23 protein-coding genes and 1 pseudogene are annotated in these 22,832 nt (G+C 70.0%); 10 read left to right on the top strand and 14 right to left on the bottom strand.

What is annotated here, in order from left to right; all coding sequences use genetic code 11:
* Positions 1–159 precede the first annotated feature (159 nt).
* Positions 160–1,689: a UDP-N-acetylglucosamine 1-carboxyvinyltransferase gene (locus tag C8250_RS31765; RefSeq protein WP_138354261.1), complete on the top strand. Its 1,530-nt coding sequence runs from the start codon at positions 160–162 to the stop codon at positions 1,687–1,689.
* A 309-nt stretch (positions 1,690–1,998) separates the two neighbouring features.
* Here C8250_RS31765 and C8250_RS31760 read toward each other — a convergent pair whose 3' ends face one another.
* Positions 1,999–2,322 (bottom strand): MerR family transcriptional regulator, encoded by a 324-nt coding sequence (locus tag C8250_RS31760; RefSeq protein WP_138354260.1) that lies wholly within the window; start codon positions 2,320–2,322, stop codon positions 1,999–2,001.
* An 835-nt stretch (positions 2,323–3,157) separates the two neighbouring features.
* Between C8250_RS31760 and C8250_RS31755 the strand changes: the two genes are divergently transcribed.
* Positions 3,158–3,553: a hypothetical protein gene (locus tag C8250_RS31755; protein ID WP_138354259.1), complete on the top strand. Its 396-nt coding sequence runs from the start codon at positions 3,158–3,160 to the stop codon at positions 3,551–3,553.
* Between the two features lie 27 nt (positions 3,554–3,580).
* Here C8250_RS31755 and C8250_RS31750 read toward each other — a convergent pair whose 3' ends face one another.
* Both C8250_RS31750 and C8250_RS44520 read right to left on the bottom strand, forming a co-directional pair.
* Positions 3,581–4,279, bottom strand: coding sequence for an ANTAR domain-containing protein (locus tag C8250_RS31750; RefSeq protein WP_138354258.1), 699 nt, complete (start codon positions 4,277–4,279; stop codon positions 3,581–3,583).
* 287 nt (positions 4,280–4,566) lie between these two features.
* Positions 4,567–4,698, bottom strand: coding sequence for a hypothetical protein (locus tag C8250_RS44520; protein ID WP_269770796.1), 132 nt, complete (start codon positions 4,696–4,698; stop codon positions 4,567–4,569).
* A 49-nt stretch (positions 4,699–4,747) separates the two neighbouring features.
* Between C8250_RS44520 and C8250_RS43805 the strand changes: the two genes are divergently transcribed.
* Entirely contained in the window at positions 4,748–4,957 is a 210-nt protein-coding gene (locus C8250_RS43805) for a hypothetical protein (RefSeq protein WP_232485441.1), read from the top strand.
* 238 nt (positions 4,958–5,195) lie between these two features.
* Positions 5,196–6,476: a SpoIIE family protein phosphatase gene (locus C8250_RS31740; RefSeq protein WP_138354257.1), complete on the top strand. Its 1,281-nt coding sequence runs from the start codon at positions 5,196–5,198 to the stop codon at positions 6,474–6,476.
* A 231-nt stretch (positions 6,477–6,707) separates the two neighbouring features.
* Here C8250_RS31740 and C8250_RS31735 read toward each other — a convergent pair whose 3' ends face one another.
* From C8250_RS31735 to C8250_RS31725, 3 genes are all read right to left on the bottom strand, one after another.
* Entirely contained in the window at positions 6,708–7,025 is a 318-nt protein-coding gene (locus tag C8250_RS31735; RefSeq protein WP_138354256.1) for a hypothetical protein, read from the bottom strand.
* A 220-nt stretch (positions 7,026–7,245) separates the two neighbouring features.
* Entirely contained in the window at positions 7,246–8,814 is a 1,569-nt protein-coding gene (locus C8250_RS31730; RefSeq protein WP_138359625.1) for a DEAD/DEAH box helicase, read from the bottom strand.
* Between the two features lie 383 nt (positions 8,815–9,197).
* Complete coding sequence (locus C8250_RS31725) at positions 9,198–9,401, bottom strand: cold-shock protein (RefSeq protein ID WP_034275260.1); 204 nt, start codon at positions 9,399–9,401, stop codon at positions 9,198–9,200.
* 285 nt (positions 9,402–9,686) lie between these two features.
* Here C8250_RS31725 and C8250_RS31720 point away from each other — a divergent pair, with 285 nt between their 5' ends.
* Positions 9,687–10,004: an SCO5918 family protein gene (locus C8250_RS31720; RefSeq protein ID WP_138356559.1), complete on the top strand. Its 318-nt coding sequence runs from the start codon at positions 9,687–9,689 to the stop codon at positions 10,002–10,004.
* Between the two features lie 189 nt (positions 10,005–10,193).
* Here the strand turns inward: C8250_RS31720 and C8250_RS31715 are convergent, their stop codons facing one another.
* The 3 genes from C8250_RS31715 to C8250_RS31705 form a co-directional block, all read right to left on the bottom strand.
* Positions 10,194–10,622 carry an ATP-binding protein gene (locus tag C8250_RS31715; protein WP_244809478.1) on the bottom strand — a complete coding sequence of 143 codons (429 nt, stop codon included), beginning with the start codon at positions 10,620–10,622 and terminating at the stop codon, positions 10,194–10,196.
* A gap of 681 nt (positions 10,623–11,303) precedes the next feature.
* Complete coding sequence (locus C8250_RS31710) at positions 11,304–11,504, bottom strand: hypothetical protein (protein ID WP_138356557.1); 201 nt, start codon at positions 11,502–11,504, stop codon at positions 11,304–11,306.
* A 525-nt stretch (positions 11,505–12,029) separates the two neighbouring features.
* On the bottom strand, positions 12,030–12,374 hold the full coding sequence (locus tag C8250_RS31705) for a MerR family transcriptional regulator (RefSeq protein WP_138356556.1): 345 nt from the start codon (positions 12,372–12,374) through the stop codon (positions 12,030–12,032).
* 1,014 nt (positions 12,375–13,388) lie between these two features.
* Between C8250_RS31705 and C8250_RS43800 the strand changes: the two are divergent.
* Positions 13,389–13,499: pseudogene (locus C8250_RS43800) on the top strand (ATP-binding protein); the annotation flags it as partial.
* 75 nt (positions 13,500–13,574) lie between these two features.
* On the opposite strand, the gene C8250_RS31700 reads toward C8250_RS43800, so the two are convergent.
* The 3 genes from C8250_RS31700 to C8250_RS31690 form a co-directional block, all read right to left on the bottom strand.
* Positions 13,575–13,970, bottom strand: coding sequence for a DUF2267 domain-containing protein (locus C8250_RS31700; RefSeq protein ID WP_138356555.1), 396 nt, complete (start codon positions 13,968–13,970; stop codon positions 13,575–13,577).
* A 100-nt stretch (positions 13,971–14,070) separates the two neighbouring features.
* Positions 14,071–14,466, bottom strand: coding sequence for a DUF2267 domain-containing protein (locus tag C8250_RS31695; RefSeq protein WP_138356554.1), 396 nt, complete (start codon positions 14,464–14,466; stop codon positions 14,071–14,073).
* A 92-nt stretch (positions 14,467–14,558) separates the two neighbouring features.
* On the bottom strand, positions 14,559–14,990 hold the full coding sequence (locus tag C8250_RS31690) for an Hsp20/alpha crystallin family protein (protein WP_138356553.1): 432 nt from the start codon (positions 14,988–14,990) through the stop codon (positions 14,559–14,561).
* A 128-nt stretch (positions 14,991–15,118) separates the two neighbouring features.
* On the opposite strand from C8250_RS31690, the gene C8250_RS31685 reads away from it, so the two are divergent.
* The 3 genes from C8250_RS31685 (at position 15,119) to C8250_RS31675 (ending at position 17,899) form a co-directional block, all read left to right on the top strand.
* Complete coding sequence (locus C8250_RS31685; protein ID WP_138356552.1) at positions 15,119–15,805, top strand: type III effector protein; 687 nt, start codon at positions 15,119–15,121, stop codon at positions 15,803–15,805.
* Positions 15,806–16,081: 276 nt separating this feature from the next.
* Complete coding sequence (locus C8250_RS31680; RefSeq protein ID WP_138356551.1) at positions 16,082–17,041, top strand: ATP-binding cassette domain-containing protein; 960 nt, start codon at positions 16,082–16,084, stop codon at positions 17,039–17,041.
* Between the two features lie 42 nt (positions 17,042–17,083).
* Positions 17,084–17,899, top strand: a complete 816-nt coding sequence (locus C8250_RS31675) for an ABC transporter permease (protein ID WP_138356550.1) — start codon at positions 17,084–17,086, stop codon at positions 17,897–17,899.
* Between the two features lie 100 nt (positions 17,900–17,999).
* Here the strand turns inward: C8250_RS31675 and C8250_RS31670 are convergent, their stop codons facing one another.
* Positions 18,000–21,158, bottom strand: a complete 3,159-nt coding sequence (locus C8250_RS31670; RefSeq protein WP_244809476.1) for a BTAD domain-containing putative transcriptional regulator — start codon at positions 21,156–21,158, stop codon at positions 18,000–18,002.
* Between the two features lie 124 nt (positions 21,159–21,282).
* Here C8250_RS31670 and C8250_RS31665 point away from each other — a divergent pair, with 124 nt between their 5' ends.
* Complete coding sequence (locus tag C8250_RS31665; protein WP_138356549.1) at positions 21,283–21,708, top strand: TetR/AcrR family transcriptional regulator; 426 nt, start codon at positions 21,283–21,285, stop codon at positions 21,706–21,708.
* Positions 21,709–21,844: 136 nt separating this feature from the next.
* On the opposite strand, the gene C8250_RS31660 is transcribed toward C8250_RS31665, so the two are convergent.
* Positions 21,845–22,678, bottom strand: a complete 834-nt coding sequence (locus C8250_RS31660; protein WP_138356548.1) for an alpha/beta hydrolase — start codon at positions 22,676–22,678, stop codon at positions 21,845–21,847.
* Between the last annotated feature and the right edge of the window lie 154 nt (positions 22,679–22,832).

Genomic DNA, 22,832 nt, shown 5'->3' with positions numbered 1-22,832 from the left:
GATCAGGCGCATTAATCTCATATCCGAGATACTGACCTTGTGTAACGTTGCTGGATCGAGGGCCACCGCGCCACGTCTACCCCGTTCGCGACGATCCACACGCCGCACCTGCCTTTCGACACACAGCCCCCATCTCATGTGTGAGATACCGTTTGCCACATGATCGATGACTACCTCGCCCGTATCGGCAAGCTCATCCGTGACGCCCGCCAGCACCGTGGCTGGACCCAGTCCCAGCTCGCCGAGGCGCTGGGCACCAGCCAGAGCGCGGTCAACCGCATCGAGCGCGGCAACCAGAACATCAGCCTGGAGATGATCGCCAGAATCGGCGAGGCGCTGGACAGCGAGATCGTGTCGCTCGGCTACGCCGGGCCCATGCACCTGCGGGTCGTCGGCGGCCGGCGGCTGTCCGGCGCGATCGACGTGAAGACCAGCAAGAACGCGTGCGTCGCGCTGCTGTGCGCCTCCCTGCTGAACTCCGGGCGCACCACGCTCCGCCGGGTCGCCAGGATCGAGGAGGTCTACCGGATCCTGGAGGTGCTGAACAGCATCGGCGTCCGCACCCGCTGGATCAACGACGGCAACGATCTGGAGATCGTACCGCCGGCCGAGCTGGACCTCGACGCGATGGACACCGAGGCGGCCCGGCGCACCCGCAGCGTGATCATGTTCCTCGGCCCGCTGCTGCACCGCACCGACCGTTTCCGGATCCCGTACGCCGGCGGCTGCGACCTCGGCACCCGTACGGTGCAGCCGCACATGAACGCGCTGCGCCACTTCGGCCTCGACGTGACCGCCACCGACGGCACCTATCACGCGGTCGTCGAGCGGGCGATCTCCCCCAGCCGGCCCATCGTGCTGACCGAACGCGGCGACACCGTCACCGAGAACGCGCTGCTGGCCGCCGCCCGCAACAACGGCATCACCGTGATCCGCAACGCCAGCTCGAACTACATGGTCCAGGACCTCTGCTTCTTCCTGGAGGAGCTCGGGGTACGGGTCGACGGCGTCGGCACCACCACCCTGACCGTGCACGGCGTCACCGACATCGACCGCGATGTGGACTACGCGCCCTCCGAGGACCCGGTCGAGGCGATGAGCCTGCTGGCCGCCGCCGTGGTCACCGAGTCGGAGCTGACGATCCGCCGGGTGCCGATCGAGTTCCTGGAGATCGAACTGGCCGTCCTGGAGGAGATGGGGCTGGACCACGAGCGCACCGAGGAGTACAAGGCCGACAACGGCCGGACCCGCCTCATCGACCTCACCGTGCGCCCGTCCAAGCTCCGCGCGCCCATCGACAAGATCCACCCGATGCCGTTCCCCGGCCTCAATATCGACAACGTCCCCTTCTTCGCCGCCATCGCCGCGACCGCCCAGGGCTCCACGCTCATCCACGACTGGGTGTACGACAACCGCGCGATCTACCTCACCGAGCTCACCCGGCTGGGTGCCGGCGTCAAACTGCTCGACCCGCACCGCGTCCTCGTCGAGGGCCCGACCCGCTGGCGCGCCGCCGAGATGATGTGCCCGCCCGCGCTGCGCCCCGCCGTCGTCATCCTGCTCGCGATGATGGCCGCCGAGGGCACCTCCGTACTGCGCAACGTCTATGTCATCAACCGCGGCTACGAGGACCTGGCCGAGCGGCTCAACACGATCGGCGCGCAGATCGAGACGTTCCGCGACATCTGACCGGCGGGTGCCGCCGCACCCCTCCTGAGCTGCGCGAACACAGATCAGCAAGGGGTGCGGCGGCACCCGTGGGACTTCTCTGGGACTTTGGGCGTGGGCCGGGCTCCTACGGGCTGCTGGCCAGGCCCAGTTCTTCTTGATCCGCCGGTCCAGGTGGCTGCCGGTCGCTTCGACCAGGCCCCACAGTTCGTGGCCCGGAATGTTGCGGCCGGCCAGCTGCAACCGGCGCTCACGTGCACAGCGTGGTCAAGACTGCTTCCCCCGCGGCTAGGGCATCCGGTCAAAGTCCTGCCCTACGCGGGGCCGTTCTCAGGCGGCGGAGTGGGTGTGGGTGCGGAGCTGTTCGTTGAGTGCGAGGGCTTCTTCGAGCTGGTCCTGCAGCGCGACGATGCGGCACGCGTCCTCGATCGCGGTGCCCTGGTCGACGAGCTCACGCACCCGGACAGCGATCCGCAGCTGATAGCGGGAGTAACGGCGGTGACCGCCCGCGGAACGCAGCGGGGTGATCAGGTGGGCTTCGCCGATCGCACGCAGGAAACCCTGAGAGGCACCGATCATCTCGGCGGCGCGCCCGATGGTGTAGGCGGGATAGTCGTCGTCATTGAGTCTGGCGAAGGAATCGTCTGCCGTCATCTCACCTCACCGGGAAACAGACAAAGGGGCTGAGAACGCGTGGAGGGGCCCTGGCGCCGTAGCACCAGGGCCCCGAAGGACGGAAAACACCACCTACCGGCCCTAGTACTGCGCCGGCCTACTGTGTCCGCACTACCGGCCGCGGCCGGGAATGCGGGGATCGCGAACGCGTGACCGGAGACCACCTACCTATCGATGTCCTGCGGCACCCAGGCCTGCTACTTCGCCCGGGCGATCCTGATGGCGCTCAACCCCTCCGTTCCCTCTGAACCGAAACACTGACCAAACCAGCACTACGAACTACTGGTGGCCTTCACCGCACCACCCTCCGACAGCCAGCCCCGTCGCCCGTACTACAACTGCCCTGGCTTAGAACCCCACTGCCGAACCTCCCAGTGCGCGCGCCCGCAGCCGACGCCTTCACCGAGGTACCACTCATGTACCGCACTGCTGGGTACTGCAACTGCATCCGGTACTGCTGTCCTGCATGATGCGGTCCTGCTGAACTGCGGGTACTGCGTGTCAGAACTGCACTTGCCGTACTGCGTTACTGCACGGCGGCCCCTCCCGGGGCGGCCCGACCCGGCAATCAACCCTGCGGCCCACCTGCACTTACCGGCCACCGGATTCCATCACCGTGCCACACACTCCGCGCGGCAGTTCGTGTCTGCCGTGCCCTGCTTCCTTCTTGGCTACGACCAGAACTCTACCCAGACCCAGAAGCGAATGTCTACTTCACGCGCGATAGATTTTCGTGGCACCAGCCGACAGGCATCCTGGCTCCCGCTCAACAGCGCCGGGGGCGCGACATGGCATGAAAGGGCAGGAGAACAGCATGCGACCCGACCACTCACGTTCCGTCCCGCTGACGGACATCTGCGATGCGTGCGCCCGGCCACTCACCGACGGATGCCATCTGAACGTCGTCCCGGACTCCTCCGCCATCCACGCGAGCGATCGGGCACGCGACGGCCGGCGCCTGATCGCCGCCTGCTCGCCCGAACATCTCATGGCCCTGCAGCAGGAGTACCGCGAGCGGCCGTTCGTCCCCGAGGAGCTGTGGGCCGGACAGATCCGGCGCGCCCTGGCACAACAGCACCACGGGCTCACCTCTCAGGCACTGTCCGAAGCGACCGGTCTGGACGACCTGCAGATCCAACGCGCCATGGAGTGGGAGCAGCACCGGGCGCAATCCTGCGAGCACCACCCGCACCTCCCCGAGACCGGGTGACCGCCTCGCCAGGTAAGGCACGGGCGGTCAGGTCAGGTAGGTGGTGATGTCGCGCAGGGACTGTCCGGTCGTGAACGCCAGGGCGCGCATGCGGGCGAGGGCTTCATCGAAGGGGATCCCCAGGCGCAGGGCCAGAGCTCCCGCGGCACGGTGGGTAGCGCCCCAGTGGGTCTCCAGGAGGCGGGCCGGTTCCCACGGCAGGTCCGCCCCTTGGAGAAACTCTGTCCGGTAGCTGTCCAGGAGGGCGGCGGCCGCGGTATCCACAGCGGCAGCGGCCTGCCGGGTTTGTGCCCAGGGGGTGGCGCGGGGTTGGGCGTAGAGCACCGCGGCCGCCCCGAACCGCTCGTCGGCCCAGCGCAGCGGGAAGGCGTGGATCGCGCCGACCCGTGGCAGCACCTCGCGCGCGGCGGTCCCGAAGAAGGGCCAAGGGGTGACCTGGTGGCGGAGGTCTCCGATCATCATGGGGTGTCCGGTGAGGCTGGCGCTGTGGCACGGGCCCTCCCCCACCAAGAACTCCAGTTCCTCCAGCCGTAAAGCCGGCATGCCGCTCACCGCCAGCAGCTGGCGGCCGGGCGTATCACTGAGCAGGGACATCACCGCCCAGTCCGCCTCCAGCACCCCGCACAACGCGTGGCACAGACGCCCCGGAAGCCCCGACGCATCACCCGCCGCCGCCTGACTCACCCGGCGTACCGCCGACCACCGCTCCACCACGACCACCGCCATCCGCACAGCAGTTCCCGTTCCAGCCCGGTGCACACAGACTCCCAACTCCCCCCGCCCGCGCACAAGGCTCGCTCTGGAGGCCACCTCGATTCCCCGACCGGAGCCACCGCACCAGCGATACGAGCGCCGGTGTGCTGGATCGCTCACCCGCACGGCCTATCGGCCGATTCCGCAGCCCGGCCGGGTCGTTGGACGGGCGTGGAGACGACGGTGACGGGCTGGGGTCGGGCAGTGATGGCGTTGCGCGCGGGCGATTGGTGGTCGGTGGTGACCGTTCAGCCTCCCGATCAGGCGGCGTACGGCGAGCTGGCGGTGCGCGTGCGGGCTGCCGGACTGGCGCGGATGACCGCCCGCACGTGGAGCGCGGGGTTGTGGCCGGTGACCCGGTGTTCGGTGACGGTCCAGGACGGGAAACTCACACAACTGCACACTGGTCGCTCCCGTCTACTGTGCCCGCAGCAACGCCCCGTGTCACCGCTCTGGCAGGAAGCGGCCGACCGGGGCCTGGTCGCACTCGCCGTGGTCGGACCGGGGACCTGGCCCGACGACACCATCGAGGGCGAGAAGGGCTCCCACGAGCAGCGCCGCCTCATGGATGCCGCTTCCGCCGGAGGGATGCTGCTCGGCGGTCTGGCGCATCTGCGCGGTGCCCCGGAACCGTACGGAAACCGCTGGTAGCCCGGTTGCCGCGTGGACGGCGGGCACGATGCCCTCGACGAGCGCGCCGCCACCAGCGGATGGTGGGGTCCGGGTCACAGTGCATACCGGCACCGATCCATGGCACCAGGCGCGACGGTATCGCTCAGGCGGGTCGGAACCCGCTCCTGCAGTGGGATAGTTTGCCTCTTCGTACCTGCCCGGAGTTCGTGGAACCGGTAGGTGCTGGGACGGGCACGACAGCGGGAAGAGGGCTCCCATGCCGGACAGTGGAATCGACGGACTGGGTGAGGCGCTGGCTGCGGCAGAGGCCGCGCCGCCCGTAGAGTCCGTCGATGTCATCGCCGCGGCGCTGCGGCGGCAGTTCGGGGCCCGGTCGGTGTCGTTCCTGATCACCGACTTCACGGGTGCCGCCGTCGTGCGCCTGGGCGCCGCTGACAATATCGACCTGGACCGTCCCGCTGACGCGATCGCGGTGTCCGGCACGGTGTACGAGCAGGTGATCCGCACCCAGCAACCGCATGTGGAGCGGATCGGGGACGGTGCTTGGACGCGGGTGATCGCGCCGGTGACCAACCGCGGGGATGCCATCGGGCTGCTGGAGCTCTACCTGCCCCACCACCCGGGCCCCAACACCTTGCGGAAGATCAGCCGTAGCGCCCACGCTTTTGCGTACATCGTCATCGCGAATCGGCCCTTCACCGATCTCTACCAGTGGGGTCGGCGTACCGCGCCGCTGAGTTTGGCCGCCGAGATCCAGCACCGGCTGTTGCCTGCGTCCTTGGCGTGTGAAGCGGCCCAGTTCGCGGTTGCCGGCGCCCTGGAGCCGGCCGAGTTCGTCGGCGGCGACACGTTCGACTACGTCATAGACCGTGACCATGTCCAGCTGTCCGTCACCGATGCCATGGGCCACGACGTGGACGCTGCCCTGCTGGCCACCCTCCTGGTCGGCGCCCTGCGCCGCGCCCGAAGACAAGGCGCCGACCTCGCCGGACAGGCCCGGCAGGCCGACCAGGCCCTGGCCGAGCACAGCGGGGGTCGCTACGTCACCGGCCAACTCCTGCGCATCAGCCTGCACGATGGTCGAACCGAGTTCATCAACGCCGGCCACCCCTGGCCCCTGCGCCTGCGCGGAGGAAAGGTCGAGCAGCTCGTGCCGGACATCGACATGCCCTTCGGCTTCACAGCTCCCCACACCTACACCGTGCAGCACCTGGACCTGCGGGCCGGGGACCGGCTCATCATGCTCACCGACGGGATGCTGGAACGCAGGGCCGCGGACCTCGACCTGTCGGCGCTCATCGAAAGCACCCAGGACCTGCACCCGCGCGAAGCCGCCCGCGTCCTGATCGAGCACGTCGTTCAAGCCCACGACGGGCAACTACAGGACGACGCCACCGTGATGTGCCTGGACTGGTACGGAACCCACGACACCCGACGCCGCGCCGACCACGGCGCCGACGTAACCGAAGCCTCCCCCGCCACCGACACCGAGGCCGACATCCCCACCACGACCCACCAGCGAACCGCACCACGCTGAAGACGCCCCGCCCACGGCGGCAGGATTCGCGCAGCCCGTGCGCGGGTGACCGGTCAACAGCAGGGACCGGCCGGCCCCGCCGGTTGGTCTTCGTGATGGTTGCCCGACCGCCCTCCTCGTCATCTGACGCAGGCAGTGACCAGGGGTGTCGCACCGGGCAAACCGGACGGCGGCGCGGGAGTCCGCGCCGCCGCTGTCTGGTTCCGGCTTCCGCTGGGATCGGGAAAGACCCTAGACCCTTTCAGCCGTCCGCTGCGGCGTCAGTTCAGCGCCCGGCGGGCGCAGGAACAGGCACAGCGTAAAGGCGGGCTCGGTGGTCCCACAGCCCCAGCGGGTATCGACAACGGTGCACGCGGGCCCCTGTTCCAGCCAGTCCGCAGCTGCCTGGAACAGGGCCGTGGGGTCCTGGCCGGCCAGGATCAGCGTCCCGTCGTCCTCCACGGTGACCCACAGATCGACGTGCGAGTTCACGAACGCGCCCGCCCGCTCACGCAACTCTTCCACCAACGTCGCAGTACCGGAATCAATCATCATCTCTACCTTTTCCACGCGATATCAGTGACTATCTGTGTCCCCCGGCTACCATCCGTCACTCCCCCGAGCCCCTCCGGATCACCGGGGCACCCGGTTGGCTCAGCCATGAGCACGGTGACCCGCTGGAGGGCTTCCGCTCCGTGTTCGAACGGCACATCCCGCCGGTCAGGACCAACGCCAGGGGCCGTGCCACCCGGACACCGGGGGTGGCACGGCCCCTGAGGAGCGTGTGGTGCTACGCGGCGGTGGTGGTCGTGCGGGGCGCGGGGCGCTCGCCTGATCCGGAGCGGCGGGCCTGGGCGAAGCGGCTGCGTCGGCCGCGGGTGGCGGTGGCGCTGCGCTTGGCGCGTTCCACGACCGGTGCGGCGATGACACACGGGATGCCGCTGGGGGCCTGGGCTCCGGTGATCCGGGTCAGTTCGGCCTCGTCGGGGCGGACCTGTGCGGTCTGCGGGGCGATGCCGGCGTCCCGCATCAAGCGGATCATGTCGCGGCGCTGGTTGGGCAGGACCAGGGTCACGACGCTGCCGGACTCACCGGCGCGCGCGGTGCGGCCGCCGCGGTGCAGGTAGTCCTTGTGGTCGCTCGGCGGGTCGATGTTGACGACCAGGTCGAGGTTGTCGACGTGGATGCCGCGCGCGGCGACGTTCGTGGCGACCAGCACGGTGACGTGTCCGGTCTTGAACTGCTCCAGGGTGCGGGTCCGCTGCGGCTGGGACTTGCCGCCGTGCAGTGCCGCGGCCCGCACTCCGCTGTTCAGCAGGTGGTCGGTGAGCTTGTCCACGGCGTGCTTGGTGTCGAGGAACATGATGACCCGGCCGTCACGGGCGGCGATCTGCGTCGTCACCGCGTTCTTGTCCCCGCCGTGCACGTGCAGCACGTGGTGCTCCATCGTGGTGACCGCGCCGGCCGACGGGTCGACGGAGTGCACGACCGGGTCGTGCAGGTAGCGGCGCACCAGAAGGTCGACGTTACGGTCCAAGGTGGCGGAGAACAGCATGCGCTGCCCGTCCGGGCGCACCTGGTCCAGCAGCGCGGTGACCTGCGGCATGAAGCCCATGTCGGCCATCTGGTCGGCCTCGTCGAGCACCGTGATGCCGACCTGGTCCAGGCGGCAGGAGCCCCGGTCGATGAGGTCCTTGAGCCGGCCCGGCGTGGCGACGACGACTTCGGCGCCACCGCGCAGCAGGTGGATCTGCCGTCCGATGGACATCCCGCCGACCACCGTGGCCATCCGCAGGCGCAGCGAGCGGGCGTACGGGGTCAGCGCGTCGGTGACCTGCTGGGCGAGCTCACGCGTCGGGACCAGGACCAGAGCCAGCGGCTGCAGCGGTTCGGCGCGCTGACCGGCGGTCCTGGCCAGCAGCGCCAGACCGAAGGCGAGGGTCTTGCCGGAACCGGTACGGCCACGGCCCAGCACGTTACGTCCCGCCAGGGCGTTGGGCAGCGTCGCGCCCTGGATGGGGAACGGCACCGCCATGCCCTCGTGCGCCAGCGTCGCCAGCAGAGCGGCCGGCATGTCCAGCGCGGCGAAGCTCTCCACCGCGGGCAGCGCCGGGGTGAGCGTGACCGGAAGAGCGAACTCACCCTGAACGGACGGGCGTCGACTTGAACCGCCGGAGCGGCCCGAGCCCGCGTAGCTACCGGAGCGACCGGAGCCACCGGAGCCCGCGTAACCGCCGGAACGGCTCGGCGCACCGGAGCGGCTCGGCGCCGAACGGCTGTAACCGCCGGCGCTGGAGGCGCCGCCGCGGCTGGTGGAACTGGGGCTGGAATACGAGCGGTTGGAACGAACGGGGTTCACGGAGAACCTTCCTGGATACGGCACGTATCCAGGAGGCCCCAGCAGCGAACACGCCGCACGAAGGCATCGCAGAGACGAACCGGAAGAACGAGCAAGAACGAGACGGGACCGAAGCGGCGCGGAATCAACCGCGCGAACACACTTCGCCACGAGCGGCACTGCCAGAGATGGCGGCCGGGAACTGGACGCGCGAGGAGGCGGGTCCGGGGCAGTGAGCACATCGCGGTCGTGGACCGCGGAGCCGCCTGCCATGCGGCTTGGTTCTACTGTCCGCAGCCGCCTCGCCCCGCGATGAGCGGGGGGTGTGCGGGGGGATTGTGCGGGCGACGAGTAGGGCCCGCAGCCTTGCGGTGCGGGCCCTACCCGGTGATGCGCGTCAGTGCTTAGGCGGGAACGATGTTCTCCGCCTGCGGGCCCTTCTGGCCCTGCGTGACGTCGAAGGAGACCTTCTGGCCTTCCTGGAGCTCACGGAAGCCCTGGGCGGCGATGTTCGAGTAGTGGGCGAAGACGTCAGCGCCGCCACCGTCCTGCTCGATGAAGCCGAAGCCCTTTTCAGCGTTGAACCACTTCACGGTGCCAGTAGCCATGTGTGTCTCCTAAAGACAGGGGGCAGAACCGAAAACCGCACTCTGCGGAATCCGCGTCGCCGCAATGAGCCCATCCGGAGATGACCGGCCAAACAAAAATGCACCCGCGGGTCACGCCCGTCGAGTGCACACAAAGTTCATGGGTACCACAACTGCAACTGGCAACAAGGTAGCACGACACCGGCCCTCGTGCCGGATTTCCCACCGGCGGGTTGATCTTCCCGTCGGTGGTCCGGGTGTGGGACTCTGAGGTATCCGACTGCCCCCTCTCCTTGCTGAGGTCCTATGCGTTGCGTCATCGCCGGCTGTTCCTTCGATCTGGTCAAGAGCGAAGTGCAGGACAGGATGCGGGGCGTCAAGCCCGAAGCGGTCACGGGAGAATCCGTGATCATCAGCCGTCGCACCTACCCCGTGAAACAGGTGGGCCAGATCCTCACCCGGCAGGACCGGCGTGACTTCACCGCCGAGCAGATCACCCGGGCCATGACCCGACTCGGCTTCACCTGCCGTCCCGCACCCGAGGCCGCTGCGGTAACTGCCACCGCTGTTCTCAGCCCGCTCCAGGCCGCAGTAGCGATGCTGGGCACACCCGCTTACAGCTGACCGGCCCCACCTCACCCCATGCGACCTCGGCAGGAGCGGCCCCAACCCTCTCGTCGCCGGCTGGCGCCACGCAGGCCGCCATCCCGCTCCGCGATACCCGGCGCACCGTAACCTGCCGAACGGTGCCCCGAAGTGGCCGAGTGCCTGCCAGAAGGGTTCCGGAAGCGACAGCGCTGCCCCCAGCTACCGTTACGGGGCGCCAGGAACCGACAGGACGGCCCGTATGCGCTTGCCTACCGGTACCCGCTCCACCGTCACCTGCACACACAGCCGGTTCACGATCTCCAGACCGTGACCGCCGGCCCGGGACGGATCGGGCGGGAACACGACCGGCAGAGCGGTACTGGAGTCCCATACCGTCACCACCACGCTGCGAGGGCTTCCCTCCAGTTCCAGCAGGGACGGGCCGTGCGCGTAGCGTTCAGCGTTGGTCAGCAGCTCCGTGACCACGAGCCTCACGTCGAAGCGGAATCGCTCGCTCAGGGTTGTGGCGAGATCCGCGGCCAGACAGTCAAGGAATTCATCGGCCAGTAGCCGGGCGGCACCCAGACCGCCGGGCTCACTGCCGTAATTCCCGGCCCGGTACACCACCCCCAACCCCACCAACCCCTCGAACACCGTTACAGCGGCGGGAGAATCAGCTCCGGCCGGATGAGCCCTCATCCATCCCCGCCCTCGAGGAGCGAAGAGCATCGCGCGATGCACCAACGTCTCCCCCTCGGCTACCCCGCTGAGTGCCCCGCAGCCCACCTACCACCCCACTCGCGGTCTCCGACACCCATTCGGTGCAACCTGGCACGCCTTCGGGCCCCGTTCCGTCAGGGGGTGGCGCCCTCCGGAATCGTGAGTTCATGACCGCACGCGAAGCGCATCACGCGCTGCTTCGGCTTGAGCTCAGCGCTACCGCCCCGGGCGCAGGCGGGGCACACCGCCGAAGTTCCGTTGCAGTACGCCGAGCGCACGCCCGTCCACTCCGCATCCGTCAGTTCCCGCATCATCAGCTACCGCCCGCCTCCGGGAAATGGGTTCATCGGGAACACGGTAGCCATCGGCCCACCTCCCCCGACGGCGGCTCCGGCGGGATATTCCCCCGGGTGCCACCGCTTGTTACCGATCAGCGTGGGAGCACTCCCCGCGCCCCGATAAGTTCTTGTGCATGCCGGACAGGACACCGCCGATCCAGACCTTTACGACCGGGGCGGTGGACGACGGCGACAAGCTGAGCAATAGCGAGAGCATGGTCCTGGCCCACACCAGCCATGCCGCCACGGGGCCCTTCTCGGCTTCCGGCCCCTGTGGTCACGGGCTGCGGTCACCACGGGCGTGATCGCGTTGTTCCTCGATGAGGTCGAGCTGGGCCTTGAGCCCGACGGCAGTCGCCGCTGAGGCCGACTCGTCCGCGAGAGCCGTGACCAGAGCGTCGAGAGCAGCCCTCGCGCCCATCCCGGGAACCAGGCGATGCCACTCCCGCACAGGGCGGATCAGCTCGCTGTCATCCACGCTCGTGCCCCACCAGGTTCATGGAGGAGAGCGGCCCGGGCCCGTGGTCGCCACGAGCACGCCCGGCCGGCCGGGGCGCGATCACCGTTCGAAGTACCGGCATGTCGGCAACCGGGCCGGGCCACCGCCGGTGCTCAGACCCCGACCGTTTCCACCACGCACGTGCCACCACCGGCGGACGAGCGCCCCACGCAACAGCGGCTCACCTACGAGCACAACCCTCCCGCCACTGGCCTCACCACCTGCCGTGCACCGACAACCGCACAAACCCATGACCTCCTGCAGCACTGTCACCCCGAACAACGACCACACCCCCCAGCGGTAACCACCTTCCCCTCGCTATCACCCCACCGCGGTGCCGGCCACCACAACGACGTGCGGGACCTGCTGAACGATGGGCGGGACAGCGTCCCGGTGGTTGATCAGCGCCCTGCGCACCGATGACGTGATGCGATGCGCAGCAAGCGGCAGCTTCCCGCGGAGGGTGTCAGGTTCGGGGCCCGCTACGTGCCCGGGTTCTTGGGCTCAGGCGGCGGGATTGCCGGGCCGGTTGCGCAGCTGTTCGTTGAGGGCCAGGGCCTCTTCGAGCTGGTCCTCCAGCGCCACGATGCGGCAGGCGGTTTCGATGGCGGTGCCCTGGTCGACGAGCTCGCGGGCACGGGCCGCGATGCGCAGCTGGTAGCGGGAGTAGCGGCGGTGGCCGCCCTCGGACCGCAGCGGGGTGATCAGGCGGGCTTCGCCGATCGCACGGAGGAACGCGGCGTTGGTGCCGATCATCTCGGCGGCGCGACCCATCGTGTAGGCGGGGTAGTCCTCGTCGTCGAACCGGTCGGACGGGCTCGCGGGGCTCGCGGGGGGTTGTTCGGTCATTACGCCTCTTCGTGTCTGATGGTCATCTGGCCTCCTGGACAAACGCGTGGAGGGGCCCCGGAGCCGTACCTGGCTTCCGGGGCCCCATGGGGCGGATCAAACACCATCTACATCTACCGGCTTGTGCCTGCCGGTCCTGCCGTATCCGCACTGGCGCGTCGGGGGAACACGGGGCGCGGGGATCTTGAATGCTTGACCGGGGACCACCTTCCAATCCGGGGCCTTGCGAGTGCCCGCACACACCTGCCGTGCGGGCGATCCTGATGGTGTCGCTCCGAACCTTCCTGCTCGTACCTGAAACGATGAAAAGCTACTGACCTGCTGGTACTTCAGATACTGCGGTCCTGCGATCACAACGGAACTGCACTTCACACGCTGCGTTTCACAAGTTGTGACCTGCGCGGCAGCCCCTCATGGGCCGCCCAGCCCGGCAATCAATCCCTACGGCCCTCCCACATGAAGCGGCCGCCGGATTCCACTGCCGTGCCGTACCTACGGGAACAACCGAACTGCTGGTAGTGCGACCTGCTGGTGGCCTTCACCGCACCACCCTCCGGCAGCCAGCCCCGTCGCCCGTCCTGCAACTGCTCTGGCTTGGAACCCCACTGCCGAACCTCCCGGTGCGCGCGTCCGCAGCCGACGCCTTCACCGAGGTACCGCTCACTGACTTCACTGCTGGGTACTGCGAACTGCACTTGCGGGTACTGCCACTGCGTTACCGCTCACGGCGGCCCCTGATCACTGCGGGCCACCCGGTCCGGTCGTCAGTCCCGTCGCCGTCCTGCACCTGCTCTGGCTTCGCGACTCCACCACCGCACCGCCCTGCGAACTACACCTGCAACTGCGTACTACTGCCTGGCAGTTCATCTCTGCCGGGCCGTTCTTGATCTCGGCTACGAGAGAAACCATAACCACACCGCCGCCCAATGTCTACTCCAGCCATCACAGATTTTCGGGTACCCGACGGTGAGGTAGTCGCTTTCGAACAGAACAGCGACACGATTGACGGGTATCGGAGGGACGGGAGGTTTCGGCCGGCCCATGGTCAACCGCCTCGCGCACGCCACCGCCGTGACCCACCGGCCGGCGGGTGGGAAGACGGTGAGTGCCGTTCTCGCCCGGTAGTACCACGATGACCGTGCAGCCGATTCGTGTGATCGCTGGGTCCTGGGCGGTGCCGTGCGCGCGACGGTGGGCTCCTTATGCGGCCTGGGTGAGTTCGGCGCGGCCGAACAACAGGGCGTAGCCGTTGGGGAGCTGCTTCAGGATGCGGGTGATCAGGTCGGGGTCGGCCAGAGCGGTGACGGCGGCCAGGACGGAGCCGGTGTCCCAGCGGGTGGTGGCGGGGGTGGCGCCGGTGCGGTCGGCGAGGTCCTGGACGAAGGCCCATCCGGTCAGGGGTCGGTGGGCGGGGATTTGGGCGGTGAGGATGCAGGCGGCCTCGAAGGGCAGGCGGGCGGCGAGTTCGACGCGTTCGTCGCCTGTCAGCTGGCGGCCGAGTCCCGAAAGGACGACGCGGACGGCTTCCTCGGCCCGCTCCCGAGTGGGGTAGACGCCCTCGTAGCGGACTTTCTCCAGCATCTGCTCGTAGGTCATGGCGGTTGGGTGCTGGAGCGGTGCGCGCAGGTCGGAGATCACTGCGGTGGCTGCCTTTCTGTATCCGTGGTGGTGGTGCCGGCACCCGGCGGGTGGGTGGTCAGATGGGTTGGGGGCGGCCGAACAGGAGGTCGTAGCCCGCGGGGAGTTGGAGCAGGACCTCGTGGAGCAGGTCGTCGTCGGTCGCGTCGGCGACGGTACTGAGGACGGCGCTGACGTCCCAGGCCGCGGTCGTCTCGGTGGCTCCCTCGATCCAGGCCGCCGCCGCCCGCAGGAACCGCTCCGGTGGGAGGGGTTCAGCGCTCTGCAGCGAGTTGAGCAGGATCAGGGCGAAGCCTTCCGGCAGACGCGCCGCCAGGTGGGCCCGCACCTGGCCGACCAGGTGGGCGCCGAGCAGGGCGAGCACCACGCGGGTCGCGCGTTCCGCCTCCTGGCGGCTGCCGTATTCGCCGCGTTCGGTCACCTGGTCGAGGAATGCTTCCCATCGCAGGGCCATGTCGGCCGCCGCCCTTCCTTCGTCCGGTGCGGAGGACGATCGAGAGGGGCACGTGCCCGTCCTCCGCCGCGTCGGTCCCGGCCGGCGCCGGGTCAGCCGGAGATCTGCTGGCGGGAGGAGCCACCGCCGATGGCGATCTTGCGGGGCTTGGCGCGCTCGGCGATCGGGATGCGCAAGGTGAGTACCCCGGCGTCGTAGTCGGCCCTGATGCGCTCGGTGTCCAGGGTGTCGGCCAGCACGAGCTGGCGGGAGAACACGCCCAGCGGCCGTTCCGACAACTCCATCGCGACGTCGTCGGCTTTCGCCGCGGGCCGGCGCTCGGCCTTGACGGTCAGCATGTTCCGCTCGACGTCGATGTCGATCGACTCCGCGCTGACACCGGGAAGGTCGAACGCCACCACGTACTCGTCGCCCTCGCGGTAGGCGTCCATCGCCATCGCGGAAGGCCGCGTCCAGGTACCGGAGCCGGTCAGCTGCTGGGCGATCCGGTCCAGCTCGCGGAAGGGGTCAGTGCGCATCAACATTGCGAAACACCTCCAGAAGGTTCGGGCAGTAGCTGCCAATGCGCTGCACGGAATCCGTTGTAGCATGTCATCCAATGGATGACAAACATGGTGTCGTCCAAAGGCTGACAGTCCAGAAGGAGGTGCCCATGGCAGCCGCCGACCAACCGGCCTCTCCCCGCACCGACACCCAGAGCCCGGCTTCCTTTCTCGCCGCCGCGGCAGCCCTGGAAGCCATCGACGGTGAACTGCACGCCGCCCAGCACGAGACCCCGGGCTCCCCCGGCGCCCGCGCCCCCGCTGCCGGCCCGGAACAGGCCCTGGCCTCCCTCCTGCTGCTGCGGCAGATCCGCGAAAATCTCTCCGGATGGGAAACCGGCCTGATCGAGACCGCCCGCCATGCGGGAGCCAGTTGGGCCGACCTCGCCCACCCCCTGGGTGTGACCAGCCGCCAGGCCGCCGAACGCCGCTACCTGCGAGGCCGCCCCGGACCCGCCGGAACCACCGGCGAACAACGCGTCCAGGCCACCCGACAAGGCCGCGCCGCCGACCGCACCCTCGCCGCCTGGGCCCGCGACAACGCCGCCGATCTTCGCCGCATCGCCGCCCAGATCACCACTCTCACCGACCTCCCCACCGCGGCCCGCGGAACCCTCGGCCAGCTCGACGCCGCCCTCGCCGAGGACGACCCCGCGGCCCTCATCCGCCCCCTCAACGCCACCCGCCCCCACCTGACCACCACCCACCCCGACCTCGCCGCCCGACTCGACACCCTCACCCGATCCGCCACCACCCCACCTCCCTCACCGAAACTCCAGCGATCTGAAACGGAGTGATCACAGGCATGGTCCCGGTCATCGGTGGTGGGCGCAGATCAGCAGACACCAACGCTGAAGGAAAGGTAGCGATTCCACCGAACCCCGCAGCACGGAACCCGACAGGCCCGGCGCCCGCTCCTCAAGGAGCGGGCGCCGGGCCTGTTCGCGTAAGCCCTGACAGCGTCTGACAACCGTCGTCGACCGTCGTCAGCGGGCTGTCCGCGGACTGTCAGCCGGGCCCGGCATCGTCATGGTCATCGAGAACGACGAGGACCTGACGAGGAGTTGTTGAACATGGGGTACGCGATCCGGGCCGAGGGACTGGTCAAGAAGTACGGCGACTTCACCGCCCTGGACGGCGTCGACCTGGAGGTGCCGGCCGGCAAGGTCGTCGGTGTCCTGGGTCCCAACGGCGCCGGCAAGACCACCACCGTGCGCATCCTGGCCACGCTGATGCGCCCCGACGCCGGGCACGCCAGCATCGGCGGCTACGACATCGTCAAGGATCCGGTCAGGGTCCGGCAGCTGATCGGGCTGACCGGTCAGTTCGCCTCCGTGGACGAGACCCTGTCCGGCGCCGAGAACCTGGTGCTCATCGGGCGGCTGCTCGGCCTGGCCCGGCGCGACGCGAAGGCGCGGGCCGCCGAGCTCCTGGAGAACTTCTCCCTCACCGAGGCGGCCCGCAAGCCGATCGCCACCTTCTCCGGCGGGATGCGGCGGCGCCTGGACCTGGCCGCCTCCCTGGTCGGCCGGCCGCAGGTGCTCTTCCTGGACGAGCCCACCACCGGCCTGGACCCGCACGCCCGGCAGGAGGTCTGGAACGTCGTACGGCAGTTGGTCGCGGACGGCTCCACCGTGCTGCTGACCACCCAGTACCTCGAAGAGGCCGACCAGCTCGCCGACTCCATCACCGTCTTCGACAAGGGCCGCAAGGTCGCCGAAGGCCGGCCCGGTGAGCTCAAGCGCCGCGTCGGCGGCCAGATCCTCCAGGTCCGGCCCGCCATGGCCGCCGATGTGCCGCAGGTGGCGCAGTTGCTCGCCGAGCTGTCCGGCCACTCCCCCGCGCAGGACTCCGGCGTGCTGACCGTCCCGGCCGACGACCCGCTGCTCGTCGCCGCGGTCGCCCGCCGCCTGGACGGCGCCGGCATCACCGCCGACGAGCTCGGCCTGCGCCTGCCCAGCCTCGACGAGGTCTTCCTCGCCCTGACCGGACACGAGCCGGCCGTCGCGGACGAGCAGCCCGTCGCCGTCTGAGCCCTTCCGTTCCCTGCAGACCTTCCCGAGAGGACCCCTGTCATGAGCACCCAGACCCTCAGCGCCCCCGCCGAGCTCCCCGGCCGTATCGGCCTCGCGCAGACCGCCCAGCACAGCCTCGCCCTCGCCGGCCGCGGCGTCATCAAGTTCATGAAGTCGCCGATGCAGCTGGTCGATGTGATCCTCACCCCGATCATCAGCCTGCTGATGTTCATCTACCTGTTCGGGGACGCCATGTCCGGCGGTGACACCCACGGCTATCTGCAGCACGTCACACCAGGCGTCATGGTCATGGCCGTCTTCCAGGCCAGCATCGGGATCGGCGCCTCGCTCAGCGCGGACGCCAGTACCGGGATCTTCGACCGGTTCCGCAGCATGCCGATCGCCCGCTCCAGCCCGCTGATCGGCGCCGTCCTCGCGGACATCGTCCGCTACGTCGCCTGCCTGGCCACCCTGGTCGTCCTCGCCCTGATCATGGGGTACCGCGTCGGGACCAACCCGGTCGCCTCGCTCGCCGCGGTCGCCCTGCTCATCGGCTTCGCGCTCAGCTTCTCCTGGATCTCGGTGTTCCTCGGCATGCTGATCAAGAACCCCGCCTCCGTGCAGGGCCTGATGACCATCCTGATCCTGCCGCTCACCTTCGCCAGCAACGTCTTCGTCTCCGACAACAAGATGGCCGACTGGCTCCAGGCCTGGTCCGACGTCAACCCCGTCTCGCTGGTGGCCGACGCGGTCCGCGGTCTGCTCAACGGCGGCCCGGTCGCCGGCTCGCTGGCCGGCAGCCTCGCCTGGATGGCCGGCGTGATCGTGGTCTTCTTCCCGCTGGCCATGCGCGCCTACCGCAAGAACGCCGGATGATCCCCCAGGTCCTCCGGTGACAAGTCCGGCCGGGCGGGGTCCGCACCCACGGGGGTGGAGCGGACCCCGCCCGGCTGTCCGCATGACCGCGGGCGCCTCGTCAGGCGCGCGGCACCGTCCGCAGGGTCTCCGCCTCCAGCCACCGCAGTGCGTCCTCGCGGGAGTGAGCGGCCCCCTCCTCGTACGCGTTCCTGAAGCCCTCCTCGCCCAGCGTCGCCACGATGCGGTCGACCAGCTCGCGCCACTCGGGCTCGCCCCAGTCGAAGGCGCCGCGCATCACCTGGCTCATGCCGAGCGATCTGGCGCCCTCCTCGGGGGCCCCCTCCAAGGTCCGCAGTCCGCCCAGCAGTTCGGCCACCCAGGCGAGCGCGGCGCCCGCGCCCTGGCCGAACAGGGCGCCGGCCGCCTCCGGCAGCAGGGTCCTGGCCCGTACGGCGTCACCCTCGGCGAGACGGTTCTCGATGCGGGTGCTGACGATCAGGTCGCGGGCGGTCTCCCTGAGGGAGGGGCGCCGGGCGCTCAGCGCCTCGAGACGGTCGAGGGTCGCGTCGGACTGCGCCAGGTCACCGGCCCTGCGGTGCACATTGGCCAGGCCCACGAGGATGTTGGCCTCCAGCCGCAGCTGTCCGCGCTCGCGGGCCTGCCGGTGCGCGGCGTGCAGATCGCGGAAGGCGCCTTCCAGGTCGCCGCTGCGCCGGCGTTCGCGGGCGAGTCTGGCCTTGCTGAGGTAGAGGTAGTCCTCGGTGCCGAGTTCCGAGCTGAGTGCCACGGTCCGTTCGAAGGTGGCGATGGCCTGCGGGTACTCGCCGCGCAGGGAGTGGTCGCGGCCGATCGGGAGCAGGCTCATCACGAGCCCCCAGCGGTCGCCCACCTCCTCGAAGCCGCGCAGGGCCTCCATCCGGGACTCGGCGCCGGTGACCAGGTCGCCCTGTTCGGTGAGGGCGAAGTCCCGTGCCAGGTGGGCGCCGGCCCGGACCCACGGGTCGGGCGAGTCGAGGGGGTCCTGGTCCGCGCTTCCGCCCGGTCCCGATCCGCGGGCGGGGAAGGAGGCCTGGGACATCCGCAGGAGCAGTACGGCCGGGTGGAACTCCCGCGCCGTCGCCGATTCCCCCTCGACGGCCGGACGTTCGCCGCCCGCTGCCCCCCGTCCGGAGTCCCCTGCCGGTACGGAATCCGGCCCGGCGGCCTCCGCCAGATGGGTGTCGAGCTGGGTGCTCATCCCCCTGATCCCCCAGTACCAGAACATCGCCCCGGCGAAGCGCGCGGCCAGGTCCCCGTCCCGGGCGTCGACGACCGAGCGCAGCGCGAGGACGAGGTTGTCGTGTTCGGCGTCGAACACCTCGATCGCGCGCAGCTGTTCGCCGGTACGGAGCCGGGGTTCGTGTTCTTCCGCGAGGGCCAGGAAGTACGCGGCATACCGCTGGATGACGGCGTCCCCGGACTCGGCGTCCGCGAGTTGCCGCGCCGCGTACGCACGGACCGTCTCCAGCATCCGGTAGCGCGGCTCGCCCAGCCGTTCGTCGACGGTGTGGACCAGCGATTTCTCGACCAGGGCGTCCAGGACGTACGGGATGTCGGCGGCCGGGAGCGACGGGTCCGCGCAGACCGCTTCGAGCGCGGGGACGGTCGCGCCGCCCGGGAACACCGACAGTCTGCGGGCGAGGATCCGCTCGGGTTCGTCGAGCAGGTCCCAGCTCCACTCGACGAGCGCGAGCAGGGTGCGCTGCCGGGGCAGGGCGGTGCGGCTGCCCGAGGCGAGGAGGCGGAAGCGGTCGTCGAGGCGGCGCGCGATCTGCTCGACGCTCATCGAGCGGAGCTTCGCCGCGGCCAGTTCGAGGGCGAGCGGCATCCCGTCGAGCCGCCGGCAGACCTCGACGACGGCGTCGAGGGTCGAGTCGTCGAGCGTGAAGTCCGGCCGGACTCCGGCGGCCCGGTCGACGAAGAGGCGGACGGCGGGCGACTGCGCGGCCTCGGCGGGCTCCGGTGATCCCATCGGGATGTCGAGGGGGCCGAGGTGGCACAGGGACTCGCCGGTGATGGCGAGGGCCTCGCGGCTGGTGGCGAGGATCCGCAGCTCCGGCAGCTTGTCGAGGAGTTCGGCGGCGAGTTCCGCGGCCGCCTCGACGAGGTGCTCGCAGTTGTCGAGCAGGAGCAGGGCGTCGCCGCTGCCGAAGAGTCCGGCCATGCGCTCGACCGGGGTGGTCCGCTGCCCCTGGCCTGCGTCGTAGAGGCGGCCGTCGGTGGAGCTGAGGGCGCCGAGTACCGCGTCGGCCAGCTGGTCCGGTGCGCTCACACCGGCGAGCGGCACGAACCAGACCCTGCCGCGGGCGTGAGCGCGGTCCCGGGTGGCCGCTTCGAGGGAGAGCCGGGTCTTGCCGGCGCCACCGGGGCCGACGATGGTGATGAGCCGATTGCGGTCCAACTGACCGGCGAGCCGCTCCAGTTCACCGTCCCGGCCGACGAAGCTGGTCAGCCGGGCCGGGAGGCGGCTCGGGGCGGTCTCGGCCCGCTCGGCCGGTGTCTCCAGCTCGCCGCGCAGCAGGACCAGATGGATCTCCCGCAGTTCGGCCGACGGATCGACGCCGAGTTCGTCGGCGAGCCGCTTGCGTATCGCCTCGTACACCGCGAGGGCGTCGGACTGCCGTCCGGCCGCGGACAGCGCCCGCATCCGCAGCCCGGCGACCCGCTCGCTCAACGGCCTTTCGGCGCCGGCCGCTTCGAGGTCGGCGAGCACCTCTCCGTACCGTCCGAGCCGCAGTTCGGCATCGCTGTGGTCCTCGGCAGCCGCGGTGCGCAGATCGTCGAGCCGGGTCGCGACGGGCCCGGCGAAGGGGGCGTCGAGGACATCGGCGAGCGCCGCGCCCTGCCACAGCCCGAGCGCCGTTCCGAGCAGCGAGGCCGCCTCGCCGGGCCGCCCGGCCGCGAGGGCCCGTCTGCCCCGGGCGGCCAGTTCCTCGAAGCGGTGGACGTCCACGTCCTCAGCGCGCACCGAGAGCCGGTAACCGCCGGATGCGGACTCCACCGTCGCGGACCCGCGCAGCGCCCTGCGGAGCCGGGACACCAGCGCCTGCAGCGCGTTGGCCGCTTCGGCGGGCGGTTCCTCGCCCCAGAGGCCGTCGACGAGCGAGTCGACGGAGACCGTCCGGCCCTCTTCGAGGGCGAGCCTGGCAAGGAGCATCCGCAGCCGGACACCACCCACCTCGACCGGCGTCCCGTCGTCGGCGTACCCCTGAACCGGACCAAGCAGCACTACGCGCACACCGCGGCCTTCCCCTCCGAACCGACCGGCTCCCGCCGTGTCGATCATTCCTCCAGCGCCGGGACAGCATCACCTACTCGAACACCCCTGGTAAAGGGCCTGCGGCAGCGGACAGCAGCTCGGTGTGCGGGCGGTGGTCGACGAGGCGACGACCACCGCCGTGGCCTTCATCCGGCCGCGGATCGCGGCCGTCGCCGGGCGGGCAGCGGTCCTTGCCGCCTACATCGAGGCGAACCTGGAGTTCATGAGCACCCACCCGGCGCACATCCGCGCGCTGGTGGACATCGCGGTGAACGCGCGGACACCGGACGGCGCACCGCTGACCGTCCAGGACGGGCCCGCGCTGGAACTGCTGGAACGCCACTTCCGGGACGGCCAGGCGGAGGGCGTGTTCCGGGACTTCGATCCGCGGGTGATGGCGGTCAGCCTGCGGGCGTCCATCGACGCGGCCGCGGGCGTGCTGGCCCGCGAGCCCGGCGCCGACCTCGCGGCGTACGGCACGGAACTGGTCGGGATCTTCGAGCGGGCCACCCAAGGGGAGATGTCATGAGCGAGGCCACAGTGGTGCGGAAGCCGGCCGGCGGACGCAAGGCGGTGATCGCGGTGCCCCTGACGATCTTCCACGTCGTTCACACCAAGCGCCGCGACCTGCGCGCCTGAGCGCCGCGCCCCTTTCCGCGGACTCCTCAGCCCTCGGAGCCGATGAATTCGCGCAGTGCCGCCGCGAGGGCCGCCGGCTGGTCCACCGGGATGAGGGTGCGGCAGTCCGGGATCTCGACGAGCCGGCCGTGCGGCAGGAGGCCGGCGAGCCGGCGGCCGTGGGCGCGGGGCATCATCCGGTCGTCCTCGGCCCACACGACCAGCGCGGGGCGGTCGAACGTCCTGAGACGTTCGGCCGCTTCGAGCATGGCGCCCTTGCGGGCGCTGAGGAGATAGCGCCGCAGATCGGCCCGGATCGCCCGGTCGGTGAGCAGCGGGCGGAGCCAGTCGTCGAGCATCTCGTGCGGCACACCGTGCACGGACATCGGACGGAAGGCGACCGGCAGCCCGCGCAGCGCCCGCAGGTTCATGAAGTGGGCGAGCGCGTACACGCCGCCCGGGATACGGCTCACGGCCGTCAGCATCTTGCCGCCGGCCCCCGGCGGGTAGTTCTCGAACGCCTCGCCGGAGGTGATGACCAACCGGCCGATCCGCTCGGGGCGTTCACCGGCGAGCACCTGGGCGTGGCCGGAGTCGTTCTCGACCAGCGTCACCCCGTCCAGCTCCAGCCGCTCCAGGAACTCCCCGACCAGCAGGGCCACGGAGCGCAGTGACAGCTCGGCCTCCGGCCGCATCGGACGGCGGTGGCCGCCGGTCGGCAGGTCCGGGATCACACAGCGGTGGTCGGTGCGCAGATCGTCGACGACCCGCTTCCAGACGGTGCCGCTCTGGCCGAGTCCGTGCAGCAGGACGACGACCGGTCCCGGACCCCCGGTGTCCTCGAAGTCGATGGTTCCGGCGGTGAGTTCGATCCCGGGCACGTGGTTCCCCTCGCGAGTCGGCTACCGATCCCCGCGACCGTATCGCGCCCCTGTCGGACGAGTTCCGGGCGTCTCGGTGCAGCCCCTACACATCACCTTTGACATGTGAAATATTACCTGCGCTCACCGGCCCTCCCCTCCGGGAGGCGCTCCC

The sequence above is a fragment of the Streptomyces sp. So13.3 genome (genome assembly GCF_005860785.2).
GTDB classification, from domain to species: Bacteria; Actinomycetota; Actinomycetes; order Streptomycetales; family Streptomycetaceae; genus Actinacidiphila; species Actinacidiphila fildesensis.
The sequence above is the reverse complement of the archived record's forward strand: the minus strand, read 5'-3'. Positions and strand labels throughout refer to the sequence as shown.